Raw genomic sequence first — 12062 nt, 5'->3', positions numbered from 1 at the left:
GCGGGCTCGCTCCCACAGGTTGATCTCCAGCTGGCTGGCATTGCGCCGTTCGCCCCTTATTACCTCAACGACAAGGACCTCCCGTGAGCGGACTGCGTGAACGTCAAAAAGCCGAACGCCGCCAAGCCATCAGCAAGGCGGCGGTCGAATTGTTCGAGCGCCAGGGCTTCCAGAACACCACCATCGAACAGATCGCCAGCCAGGCCGGCGTATCGGCGCCTACGGTGTTCAAGTATTTCGGCAACAAGCAGGAAATCATCCTGGAGATCCTGCACGACGCCGACCAGCGCGCCCTCACCGACACCCGCAGCCAGATGCCTGAAATCGAGGACCCGGTCGAGGCGCTGTGTTACCTGGAGCGGCTGTTGACCGGCTACGCACTGGAAGTCATGCACCCGAGCCTGTGGCGCGAGTTGCTGCCGCTGATCCTGTTTGGTGGCGACAACGGGCTGCCCGAGGGGTATCGCGCCATGAACGATGCGCTCAGGGCCGAAATCAGTGGGCTGATCAGGGAGTTGCAACAGGCCGGTAAACTACGGGCCGATCTGGACGTCGATCTTGCCGCGTTCCTGTTGAACGACTATTCGCACTTGCAGCTGTTCAGGTTGGTCAACCAGGAACAACCGGACATCGAGGCACACTCCAGCCAGGTCCGGCGCATCACCGAATTGCTCTTCCTGGGCATGCGCGCCTGATCCGCTAAGACGGACCCGGCGCCGCAACGCCGGGTCACGCCGATCAGCGATGGGTCTTGATCCCCGTCCAGGTGCGGGTACGGATCCGCTCCACGGCGGCCGGTACCGGCTCCAAGGCGAACAGGGTCTTGCGCGCCTCGTCCGGCACATACATGGCGGGGTTGTTGCGGATTTCAGGATTGACCAGTGCCGTGGCTTCCTTGTTCGGGTTGGGGTAGCCAATCTTGTTGCTGATCCGTGCAATGACGTCCGGACGCAAGATGTAGTTGATGAAGGCGTAGGCCTCCTTGGCATGGGGCGCATTGGTGGGCACCATCATGACGTCCGACCACATCGGCGCCCCTTCCTTGGGCAGTGCCATCTCCACCTTGACCCCCTTCCCGGCGTCTTCGGCCAGTCGCTTGGCCAGGGCCACCCCACCGGACCAACCCACTCCTACGCAGATCTCGCCGTTGGCCAAGTCCATGCCATAACGCGACGAATTGAAGTAGGTGATGTACGGCCGAACCTTGAGCATGGCTGCCTGTGCCTTGGCGTAGTCCTCACGTTTCTGGCTGTTGGGGTCCAACCCTTCGTAGTGCAAGGCAATGGGCACGATCTCATTGGCGGCGTCCAGCAGGCCCACGCCACAACTGGCCAGCTTGACCATGTTCTCTTCCTTGAACAGGATGTCCCAGGTGTTCATCTGCACATCGGCACCCAACACCTGGCGCACCTTGTCGACGTTGTAGCCGATCAGGGTCGTGCCCCACAGGTACGGCGCGGCATAACGGTTGCCCGGATCGCCCACCGCTTCCAGGGACTTCATGAATTCGGGGTCCAGATGCAGCCAGTTCGGCAACTGGCTGCGGTCCAGGGGCTGGACGGCGCCGGCGGCGATCAGGTGACTGACGTTGGAACTGCTCGGGTAGACCACGTCATACCCGGAGTTGCCGGTCAGCAGCTTGGACTCCAATGTCTCGACACTGTCGAAGACGTCATAGATGGGGCGAATGCCGGTTTCCTTCTCGAAACTCTTGAGGATTTCCGGCGGCAGGTACTCGATCCAGTTGTAGATTCGCACCGTCCGTTCTTCGGCCAGGCTCGCGCCACTGACCAGCATCGAAACGACAGCGCCCAGCAGGGTGTTGCGCAAAAACATGTTCATGATCTAACACTCCAGCGCGGCCGCGAAGGCTCGCGGCACTTAATAGCGGTAGGTGAAGAAGAGTTCCAACGCGCTGAATTTGCGGTCGTCGCCGAAGACCTGCTTGGCCGCCGCCATGGGCTTGACCCAGTTGTAGGACAGCGAGGTGGACAGCGACTTCGAAGGCGCCCAATCCAGGAAGACTACACTCTCGTCGGCAAACCGTTTGTCGCTGACGGCGGTGCCCATGTAGTTTTTTTCGTCCAGCCAGAATTGGTAGTGGATCGCACCGAGGGTGAGGGTTTCGTTGAGGTGGGTCTTGAGTGAGAACTGCTGGAGGTTTTCGTTGCTGTTGAACATCAGGTAGTTGCCGACGACATCACCGATCAACCAGGTGCTCCAGTCGACAAAGCCCTTGGTCAAGGGATCCCAGGCTTTCTGGCGGTTGTCCGTCAGGTTGTCGTCGCCGGAAAAACTCGCGTAGCGGTAGCCAAGCACCGGGGTCAGCGGCAGTGTACTGAAGGTGTAATCGGCCTGGCCGTACCAGGCCTTGGCATCGTAGTCCACGCCTTCGCCGCTGCCTCGCTCCACGGCATATTCGGCATTGAGGGCCAAGTCCGGGATACCCGGGAGCCGGGCGTTCAAGGCCCTGACGTTGTACACCAACATGCCATCGCGACGACGCGGCAACGTGCTGCCCTTGGGCCCCATGGCCTTGACCTTCAGCGCAGTGGCACCCAGCGTCACCTGGTCGTCGAGGTTGTAGTCCAGGTTCACGCCGCTCAGGCGAAAGTCACCCAAGTCGCTGTCGGTTCCCAGGCTGAAACCCTGGACCTTCAACGCGCCATGGTCCCAGGCGACCACTGCCGAATCCTTGAAGGCGGTGCGTGGAGCGAGCCAATAGGCACCGTCGTTGAACTGGTCGAGGTTGCCATCCATGACGATGAAACCGTTGCCGATCATGTAGTTCTGGCGACCGCCCGTGACCGTCCACTCCCCGGCCCGGAAACCGCCATAGAACTCTTCGGTGGACACCTTGCCATCGGAGCTGCGGGTAAAACCACCGGCATCGCCATCACCGAAGGTGGTCGCGCCCACCAGCGAGCCGCCGGCCAGCAAGCTGAAATCCGGCTGTACGGCATATTCCAACTTGACGCCCGGCTTGACGTAGAACTCCTGCCAGTCGATTTTCGTGCCGCCATTCTTGCCGCTGCGCATGTCCACCACGCCGCCGCCAAAGTTGACGTTGCGGGTGGACACGGCTGCGCCACCGGCCGTCAGGTTGACCTCGCCCTTGAGATTACCCTCCTCGAAGGTGTAGCCCGCCCAGGCAACCTGGGCGGTCAAGGGTAACCCGAGCACGAGGCACGTTCGGGACAAACGCATCATGGAAACCATATGGAGCTCCTGTTGATTATTGTTGTTACAGGGCAGTGAATGGCGGCGCAAACCCGCGCCAACACCTGGCGCCGGGCCAGATGAGCGGAACGAAATTGTTGTGTTTATCGGATGACGTCAGGGCGTCAGTTGCGCCGCGATGGCCCGCAGCATGCGCACGCTGTCGCCGTCGAACGGGCTGACGGCTTCGTCCAGGGATGACTGCTTGACGATCACCACGCCGGACGGTTTGTCGATGAACAGGTACTGGCCATGGATGCCACCGGCCATGAGCGCCTGGCTGTGGTCGTTGAAGACATACCATTGGCTGCGGTAGGACGCGCCTGGGGTCCAGCTCGAGAAGTCGGCGCATGCGGCGTAGATCGCCGGGTCGGCCCCGGCGGCGATGCCGGCGAGGGCCTCGGCCGAGAGCAGTTGGCGGCCATCCTGGCGGCCATCGTTGGCCAGCAGGCGACCGAAGCGCGCCATGTCACGCAAGGTCGCACTGAACCCGGCACCGGCGACGCTGCGGCCCCAGGGATCGGCCAGGAAGTAGCCGTCGCGCTCACAGCCCAACTGGCTCCAGACCTCCTCCAGCAACTGGTGACAGGCCTTGCCGGACGCCCGCTCCATGACCCAGGCCAACGCCTCGGTGGTGGCCGTCACGTAATGGAAAAAGCCACCGTGAATGCCGCGTTTGCGCAGTGACGGCAAGTACTGGTACAGGGATTCGAACGTCGTGTACTGCGCCGGTGCCGGCTGGAAACCGCAGGCGTAACCGTATTGGGAACTCTCCGAATCCGGATCCTCATAGACCTCGCTGTAATCGATGGCCACGGCCATGTCGAACAGCTGGCGCACAGTCGCATCGCCGAACGCACTGCCGCTCAGTTCCGGTACGTAATGGGCGGCTGGCAGTGTCGGGTCCAGTTGGCCTTCGCAAACCAGCTGCTCGCCGAGGGCACCGATCAGCGACTTGGTCACCGAAAACATGATGTGCCGATCCTCAGGGCGCTGGCCGTTGAAGTAGCGCTCGAACAGCACAGTATCGCCCTGCAGGACCAGGAACGCATCGGTCTGGCTGGCGACCAGGTGATCGATCACGCTGATGCTCAAGCCACATTCGCTGTCGAAGTGCAGCTCATCCAACGGCTGGAGCGCCTGCTTGAAGGCGCTGATCGGCCCGGTGCCGGCCTGCACATCGATGGAAGGACGCAAGCGCGCCAGGTTGCGGAAGCTCCATTGGTTGAACGGTGGGCTCATCCAGTTGTGCCAGGTGACACGGCGGTCGGGTTCGGCGGGAAAGCCTTGCATGAGCGAAGGCGCCAGGCGTGCGTCAAATGGCGATTCGTGAGTCTCGACGTAAAGACTGGCCAGTGAAGGCACGGTGTTCTGATTCATTGGGTTGCCCCTGCGAAATGACTCTGCGTGAAAGCAGATGCAGGAGAATAATTACCCGATGTAATTTTTTAGTCAATAAAACTTTTTATCGACATCGCTTGCCAATTGGCCCAGTGAAACCAGCCAATGCGGTTTGCCTGTAGGCCATTGCAGGAGGCCTGCTTCGCAGGCCAGCGGGAGCGAGCTCCCTCGCCACAGGGGATTGGGTTGGCTTGAAGGTCCAGCGTTGGGGCTGAGCGGGCTGTGGCGAATGAGTGATCGCCATCGCGAGCAAGCTCGCTCCCACAAGGGGCCTGCGCCGCATGAAAAAACTCATGAACACACCCAAGAACCCTGGGGCCGGTGGTGAATGCAAAGCTCATGAACACCCCAATTCCCTGTGGGAGCAAGCCTGCTCGCGATGGCGGTGGTTCAGCTACGTGGATGCCCGGTCCTTACGCCACAAGCTCGACGTAGCTGGATTCCCCACCTCCAGTCGCGCCCGACAACCAACCCCATACGAAGCTCAACGTCGTACGCCCTGCGTGATCGGCCCCCACCGTCCCACGAGACCAGCCGCAAAGAATCTCACCGTCCGTAGTCAAGCATTGAAAGAGAAGCTCAATGGTATCGGGGCCCGTCACGCGTCCGACTTGATTGCCCAGGCGAATCCGGCCGCCTTGGTAGGTGCTGGAAATGGCACCGTCCTCGACGTGGTAATGAAATACCGTGCCAGTCCCGGAGAGCCCTTGGGCATTGTCCGCCACGGAAAACCGGCGATTGTGCAAACGCTCGCTGATAGAAGAAAAGGGAGTTTCCATAAATGTCGCGTCCTTTAGTTGAGATATTCCATTGCAGCCGTCGATGACCCTAAACCATTTTTGTCGCCACTGGTAAAGCCCTCCCGGCAAGTACCCGGTTGCTGGCCCAATTGCCGACCTCTCCACAAAGCAAACAGGAACTCATCCCAGCCCATCAAAACACTGGCATCATGCGGTTTTCCTTGCACTCATGGAGTGACTGTGACGAATCTAAGTGCCGCTCCTGAGCTTGCACCCGCCTTCACTTTATCGCCCTACCGCTTCTTTCCCCGGCTCGGGATGTTGGCGCTGGCCACCGTGATCGCCTTCCTGGCGGCGATGCCCGAGGTCCTTTTCGTCCCCGCAGACATGCAAGCCTACCTGACATTCACGACCACCTCAGGTATCACCGCGCTCCTTCTCCTCGCGCTTTTCGCCCTGCAATATCGCGCCGATTTACGAACACAGTGGTGCGGTCGCGCCATCAGCAAACCCCTGCAATGGGGAGCGATGGGCATTATCGGGACCTACCTGCTTTTCGGGGTCGCCGTGTTCGTGCTCGGGTTGCCGCGTGAAGTGTTCATGGCCGAGCTTCTGGACGGGCTCAACAATTGGCAGGCCACGATCAAGATCGTCTCGCTGATCGTGCTGCCGCCCATCGCCGAAGAATTATTTTTTCGCCACTACATGCTCCGGCTGTTTCCCTACGAGAACAGCCGTGCCTGGACATGGATCGCGATCATCGTCACGTCGGCCATCTTCGCCGGCATGCACATCCAATACGGAAATTGGTTGACGGTCGTGCTGATTTTCGCCTGTGGCGGCGTATTCGCCGTCGCCAGGGTGGTCAGCGGTGGCCTGCTGGTGCCGGTGCTCCTGCATTCGCTGGCCGAGATCGTCGCACTGACCACGGACAAGTCTTTCTCGTGGATGGGGCTTTATGGTTGAGTCAAACAAAGGCGCAATGCCAGGCTATGATTTTCGAACGCCAGCACTTCAAACAAGGGCAACGATGAATACTCACGCCACATGCCTCGGACTGCTTGCCTTGACACTTCCGTTCCTGTGCCAGCCCGTCCAGGCCTCGACGTGGCAGATCTGCGAGATGGAGCTGCGTGTCGTCGAGGTGCTGAAACAACCCTATCCGCAGCTTCAGGCGCAGGTGGTAAAAGTCAGGCCGAAATCCGCCTCGGTGGAGTGTCCGCAGCCAGGCTCATCGCTCACCTTCACCCCGGAAACCCCGGACTACCAAGCCACGCTCCCCCGCCGACAATGGCCCGGGAAAGGGCAGTCGGTACGGGTGGACTATCGCTACCTGGATGGCATCTGCAAAGGCGACGGTAATTCGTATGCGTGTCGTATCAAGCACTACCCGGTGGTGGGTCGATAAGGGGGCGGCCGGCGACCGGGGCGTTGCTCAATTCGGTGAAATGACTGATGGCCTCATCGCGAGCAGGCTCGCTCCCACAGGGAAGTGTGGATGTTCACAGCATCCCGATTCACCACAAACCCCTTGTGGGAGCGAGCCTGCTCGCGATGACGTCGGCACATCCAACCTCAATGCCACTCAAGCCAGCAGCGCGCTGATCCAGCGGACCTGCCGGGCAATCTCTTGCAGCTTCTCTTCGGGCACGGCTTGCCGCGCCTTGGCCAAGCTGATGAGGGTCTTCTGCTTCTGGCGCAACAGGCGCTGCCACTTGGCCAGGAAGATCGGAGTGCGGGCTTGCAGCTGCAGCGGGCCAAAGTACAACTCCTCGGCCGTGTAGGCCACCGGCCCGGCGCGCTCGGCGACGATGATCTCGTAGTAGAAACGGTTTTCCCGCAGCACTTCCTCACAGAGGATGCGGTAGCCGTTTTCCATCAACCATTGGCGCAGCGGTTGTTCGCCGCCGTTGGGTTGCAGGATCAGACGCTCCCGCCCGCTCAACCGCGCTTTGCCACTGTCCAGGATGTCGCGGATCGTTTCGCCGCCCATGCCGCAGAGGCTGATCGCCGTGATTCCGTCTCCTGGCTCGATGGCGGCCAGGCCGTTGGCCAGGCGCACGCTGATCCGCTGCTCCAGGCCATTCTCGACCACCGTACGCTCGGCGGCACGCAATGGCGTCAGTGCCACCTCGCCGGCCACCGCCGTCGCGATGACGCCCCGGCGCAGCAAAGCCACCGGCAGGTAAGCGTGATCCGAGCCGATATCGGCCAGGTGCGCGCCCGCCGGCATGTGCGCCGCCACGCGCTCCAGGCGCATGGACAATGTGTGTTCGTTCAACTGCAATTCCCTGGGTTAATCGTAGAACGGCTCGACCGCCGTCCGACTGCCGACAAAGAAGCTGTCCGCGACCAACCGCAGTGGCTGCAAGTCCATGTCGCTGGTTTTGTCGTTGATCAGTTGTTGAAAATGCCGGTACACCGCCGCGTACTCGCCCTCCTCGGATACCGCCTGGCGCACGCCGTCGATGCTCAACAGTGCCCCACCGTTGTCCAGACGCAACACGCCTTCGGCGCAGCGAATCTCGATGCTCCAGAGTTCGTCATGGCCATGGTCGAAGTCGAACTCCGCACGGATATCGAGGTGGCGCGCGTCGGCCATCTTGATGCTGGCGGCAATCGGCGACTGGCAGTTGTCCGGCACGCGCAACTCGGCGGATTCCACGAACAACGGCAGTGCCAGCAGATGGGTCGCGATCGACAAGGCATTGATGCCCGGATCGAAAACCCCCAGGCCGCCGGGTTGCCAGATCCACGCCTGGCCCGGGTGCCACTTGCGCACGTCTTCCTTCCAATCGATCTGCACGCTCTGCAAGGTACGGCTGGCCAGCCAGTCACGGGCGGCTTCGATGCCGGGTGCATAACGGGAATGCCAGGCGAACAGGCCGCTGACGCCTTGCTCGCGAACCTGCTCCACCAAGGCCATGGCTTCGCCCAACGTGGCGCACGGCGGCTTTTCCACCAACACGTGCTTGCCGGCCGCCAGCGCCTGTTGCACCAGGGCGAATCGACCTTGCGGCGGCGTGCAGAATGCAATCGCATCGACCTGCGGACCGTTTTCCAACAGCTCGCCCAGGGAGCGGAAGTTCTCCACCCCGGCGCAGGGCTGTCCTTGCGTGGCGACCGCCACCAGTTGGAACGCGGGGTTGGCGTGGATGGCTGGGACATGTTGATCCTGGGCGATCTTGCCGTAGCCCACCAGACCGAGACGAATCGGTTGCATCGATGACTCCTGTTTTTTGTACTTGTGATCGGCCAGCAAACTAGACGCAAATCGCCTGGCGGACAATGGGGTTGTGCAGTATCTAGCCGATTGCCGAGCTCATAGCGGCAAGGGCATTAAGTCCGCCGCTGTTCAGGGGCCGCTGTCACGACGTTGGTCACCCGGCCGAAGAACGGTTGGAGTCGCTCCTGCGGCGCGTCGTGTTCCACCACCAGGGCGGCGACTTCTTCGCAGGCGGCCACCTGGTAGTGGGCCACGCTGGACAGTTTTTCATTGGTGACCGCCGCGATCACCTGCCCGCTGGCCGCGACCACCGCACGCTTGAACTCCGCGTCATCCAGGCCGAACGCCGTCACGCCATTGTCCGGATCGATGGCGCAGGCGCCGAGGAAACACAGGTCAAAGCTGAACTGGCGCAATTGCTGGACAGCTGTCAGCCCGATCACACCACCGGCGACTGGATTCAAGCGGCCGCCCAGCAGGATAACTTCGGCGCGGGGCAGTTTCATCAACTGGACCGCAATCAACGGCGAGTTGGTGGTGAGGGTCAATGGCAGGTGCGGATCGATGGCACAGGCAATCGCCAGGTTGGTCGACCCGGCGTCGATGAATACGTGCTGGCCCGCACGCAACAGTGCAGCGGCTGCCTGACCGAGGCTGCCCTTGCGCGCCGGATCTTTGCGTACACGCATCTCCAACGACCCTTCGGCTGCGGGCACGAGGATCGCGCCGCCATAAACGCGTTTGCACACCCCCGCCGCAGCCAACGCGCCCAGGTCACGCCGGATCGAGTGTTCGGAGACCTTGAATTCGCTGGCCAAGTCAGCCGCGATCACCCGGCCATACCGGGCGAGACGTTGGCTGATCAATTGCTGGCGTTCACCGGGGAACGCTTCGTGAGGAGTAGTCATGACATTACAACCTGCGTAAACGAGCACCAATGATCACAAACGAGCAAATAGTGCCGGTTATGCGGCGAAGCGTCAAACCCGAAGGCTCCCACGGTAAACGTCAAGCGCCCCCAGGGACATTGGTGCCCATGCCCAATGGCAGGAAAGGTTGGATCTCGTCGATTTCCTCGGCGCTGAGGCGCAGCTGTGAACCGGCAATCAACCCATCGACCTGGGCGGGACGACGGGCACCGACGATGGCGCCGGTCACCACCGGTTTGCGCAGCACCCAGGCGATGGCGACTGCCGCCGCGCTTACCCCGTGCCGTTCGCCGATGCCGGTCAAGACCTCCACCAGCGCCAGGTTCGCGCTCAAGCGAGGCTCCTGGAAGTCCGCGCTTCGCGCCTTGCGCCAATCGTCGTCGGGCAATTGGGCGATGCGCTCGCGGGTCATGCTGCCGGAAAGCAGTCCTGATTGAAGGGTGGAATAGGCCAGGACACCCATTCCGGCCCGTTCGCAAAATGGCAGGACGTCTGCCTCGATGTCTCGCATCAAGGCCGAATACGGCGGCTGGAGCGAGACGATCTCGGTCACCGCCTGGGCCCGCTTGAGTTGCGCAACATCGAAATTGGAGACGCCGATAGCGCGAATCTTTCCCTGTTCGCGGGCAGCGGCCAACGCCGATAGCGCCTGCTCGATCCCTTCACTGCTAGCGTCGGCAGGAAAAGCCGGCCAGTGGATCTGATAGAGGTCGATGGTTTCGACTTGCAGTCGGCGCAGGCTTGCCTCGACCTCGGCGAGCAACGATCGAGGCGCCAGCGAATGTGAGATCGTCTTCGTGAGCGGGTCCCAGACCAGACTGCCCTTGGTGAACACCAACGGACGCCGCGAAGCCGGTACCCGACGCAACAACTGCCCGACCAATTGCTCTGCATGGCCCAAGCCATAAACCGCCGCCGTGTCGATCCAGTTCACCCCGCGCTCGACGGCATATTCAAGGGCGCCAAGGCTGTCCTCGTCATCCTGCGCGCCCCAACTGTATGCCCAGCCGGTGCCGGCGATGGCCCAGGTGCCCAGGCCAATAGGGGAAATCAGGAAATCCGATGATCCAAGACGATTCTTTTGCATAGCGCGTTCTCCACAGAAGATGTGGGCCAGTATCCGCGAGCGATCTCATGACGATAAGATGGGTAATCTTGTTTGAACTATTGAAGAGTATTCATGAGTCACAACCCCGATTTGTCCGAATTGGATGCCTTTGCCGCCGTCGCTCGCCATCGCAGCTTTCGCAAGGCCGCCGATGAGCGTGGCGTTTCGGCTTCTGCATTGAGTCATGCGATGCGTGCATTGGAGGGACGCCTGGGTGTCAGGCTGCTCAACCGCACCACGCGCAGCGTTACCCCGACCGAGGCTGGCCATCAGCTGTTGGCAACGCTGGCCCCTACCCTGCAGCACATTGCCGATGCCTTGGCGCAACTGACCTCGCTGCAGGACGTACCCGCCGGCAAGCTTCGCCTCAACGTGGCGCGTCCGGCGGCGCGTGCGGTCTTTGCCAAGGTGCTCGGGCCATTCGTGGCCCGATACCCGCGCATTCAACTGGACCTGGTCACCGATGATGGCCTGACCGACATCGTCAGCGGCGGGTTTGACGCTGGTGTGCGCTTTGGCGAAAGCCTGGCCGGCGACATGATCGCCGTCCCTGTCGGGCTCCCTCAATCGTTCGTGACCGTGGCGGCGCCAACCTATCTGGCCGCGAAGAGGATCGTCCAGGCGCCACGGGACTTGCTCGACCATGCCTGCATCGCCCGGCGTTTTCCCAGCGGCAAGCTCTACACCTGGGAGTATCAGGCAGAGGGGCAACCGATCCGGTTGTCCGTCACCGGCCCACTCATTCTTGAAGACGATGCGCTGATGATCCAGGCGGCAAAAGATGGCGCCGGGATTGCCTACGTGTACGAGGAGCTGGCGCGCGACGACCTGCGCAACGGGCATCTCACGGAACTGCTTGCGCAATGGAAAGCGCCGCCAAGCCGGTTTTTCCTCTACTACCCCAGCCGACGCCATGTGCCGCCGGCCCTGAAAGCGCTCATCGAATTCCTCCGGGCGCAAGATTGGCTAACCTGAAACCGCCAGGCAAAAAAAAGCCCCGCGACCGAAGACGGTGCGGGGCAAGGGAATTGGTTGGTTGCGGCCAACCAAAGGAGCACGGTGAAAAACGTTTACGGGCCGGTCAGATGCATTCCTGTGCGGCGCGTTCAAAACTTGAAGGCAAGAGATTGGAAGCCAGCAGGTGGCGCTCGTAGATGAACACCTTGCCGCCGCTGCCTGCCTTGTAGGCTTCCAGCACGTTGTCCGCCGACACCTTGCTCGGCACCACGATGCGGTAGCTGCGCTGGGTCTGGGATACCAACGGGTTCAAGGCATTGCCCTGCAATTTGGGTACGACGCACTCGGCGTATTGGGCCGGCGTCTTGCTGGTCTGCAAGGTCAGCGTCGGGTCATTCGGTGCCGAGGCACAACCGGCCAGCAGCAACGGGGAAAACGCCAGGGAAAGCAAAAATAAACGGCGCATGGGTTGGGGTCCTGAA

At 61.5% G+C, this 12062-nt stretch carries 13 protein-coding genes; 4 read left to right on the top strand and 9 right to left on the bottom strand.

All coding sequences use genetic code 11. From position 1 onward, the window contains the following. Positions 1–83: 83 nt before the first annotated feature. Positions 84–695, top strand: a complete 612-nt coding sequence (locus tag J3361_RS02870) for a TetR/AcrR family transcriptional regulator (RefSeq protein ID WP_207962309.1) — start codon at positions 84–86, stop codon at positions 693–695. Positions 696–738: 43 nt separating this feature from the next. Here J3361_RS02870 and J3361_RS02865 read toward each other — a convergent pair whose 3' ends face one another. The 4 genes from J3361_RS02865 to J3361_RS02850 form a co-directional block, all read right to left on the bottom strand. After that, positions 739–1842 carry a polyamine ABC transporter substrate-binding protein gene (locus tag J3361_RS02865; protein ID WP_207962307.1) on the bottom strand — a complete coding sequence of 368 codons (1104 nt, stop codon included), beginning with the start codon at positions 1840–1842 and terminating at the stop codon, positions 739–741. A 39-nt stretch (positions 1843–1881) separates the two neighbouring features. Beyond that, the gene (locus J3361_RS02860; RefSeq protein ID WP_207962305.1) at positions 1882–3219 is read right to left on the bottom strand and encodes an alginate export family protein; all 1338 of its coding nucleotides are present in this window, start codon (positions 3217–3219) and stop codon (positions 1882–1884) included. Positions 3220–3336: 117 nt separating this feature from the next. Then, complete coding sequence (locus tag J3361_RS02855) at positions 3337–4599, bottom strand: serine hydrolase (protein ID WP_207962303.1); 1263 nt, start codon at positions 4597–4599, stop codon at positions 3337–3339. Positions 4600–5033: 434 nt separating this feature from the next. After that, positions 5034–5399, bottom strand: coding sequence for a hypothetical protein (locus J3361_RS02850; protein WP_207962298.1), 366 nt, complete (start codon positions 5397–5399; stop codon positions 5034–5036). 201 nt (positions 5400–5600) lie between these two features. Between J3361_RS02850 and J3361_RS02845 the strand changes: the two genes are divergently transcribed. Continuing rightward, positions 5601–6326: a type II CAAX endopeptidase family protein gene (locus J3361_RS02845; protein ID WP_347709607.1), complete on the top strand. Its 726-nt coding sequence runs from the start codon at positions 5601–5603 to the stop codon at positions 6324–6326. A 64-nt stretch (positions 6327–6390) separates the two neighbouring features. Continuing rightward, positions 6391–6768 (top strand): hypothetical protein, encoded by a 378-nt coding sequence (locus J3361_RS02840; protein WP_207962296.1) that lies wholly within the window; start codon positions 6391–6393, stop codon positions 6766–6768. 177 nt (positions 6769–6945) lie between these two features. Here J3361_RS02840 and J3361_RS02835 read toward each other — a convergent pair whose 3' ends face one another. The 4 genes from J3361_RS02835 to J3361_RS02820 form a co-directional block, all read right to left on the bottom strand. Then, positions 6946–7641, bottom strand: coding sequence for a tRNA (adenine(22)-N(1))-methyltransferase TrmK (locus J3361_RS02835; protein ID WP_207962294.1), 696 nt, complete (start codon positions 7639–7641; stop codon positions 6946–6948). 15 nt (positions 7642–7656) lie between these two features. After that, complete coding sequence (locus J3361_RS02830) at positions 7657–8583, bottom strand: Gfo/Idh/MocA family oxidoreductase (RefSeq protein WP_207962292.1); 927 nt, start codon at positions 8581–8583, stop codon at positions 7657–7659. 116 nt (positions 8584–8699) lie between these two features. After that, a complete protein-coding gene (locus J3361_RS02825; RefSeq protein WP_207962290.1) occupies positions 8700–9494 on the bottom strand; it encodes a DeoR/GlpR family DNA-binding transcription regulator in 795 nt (264 codons plus the stop codon). A 100-nt stretch (positions 9495–9594) separates the two neighbouring features. Then, positions 9595–10602: an aldo/keto reductase gene (locus J3361_RS02820; RefSeq protein ID WP_207962288.1), complete on the bottom strand. Its 1008-nt coding sequence runs from the start codon at positions 10600–10602 to the stop codon at positions 9595–9597. Between the two features lie 93 nt (positions 10603–10695). Between J3361_RS02820 and J3361_RS02815 the strand changes: the two genes are divergently transcribed. Continuing rightward, positions 10696–11598 (top strand): LysR family transcriptional regulator, encoded by a 903-nt coding sequence (locus J3361_RS02815; protein ID WP_207962286.1) that lies wholly within the window; start codon positions 10696–10698, stop codon positions 11596–11598. 106 nt (positions 11599–11704) lie between these two features. Here J3361_RS02815 and J3361_RS02810 read toward each other — a convergent pair whose 3' ends face one another. After that, a complete protein-coding gene (locus J3361_RS02810) occupies positions 11705–12046 on the bottom strand; it encodes a hypothetical protein (protein ID WP_207962284.1) in 342 nt (113 codons plus the stop codon). Positions 12047–12062 lie beyond the last annotated feature (16 nt).

This window comes from Pseudomonas sp. OA65, assembly GCF_017498305.1.
Taxonomy (GTDB): Bacteria; Pseudomonadota; Gammaproteobacteria; order Pseudomonadales; family Pseudomonadaceae; genus Aquipseudomonas; species Aquipseudomonas zanjanensis.
Note: the sequence above shows the minus strand (reverse complement) of the source record. Positions and strands in the feature narration are given on the sequence as shown.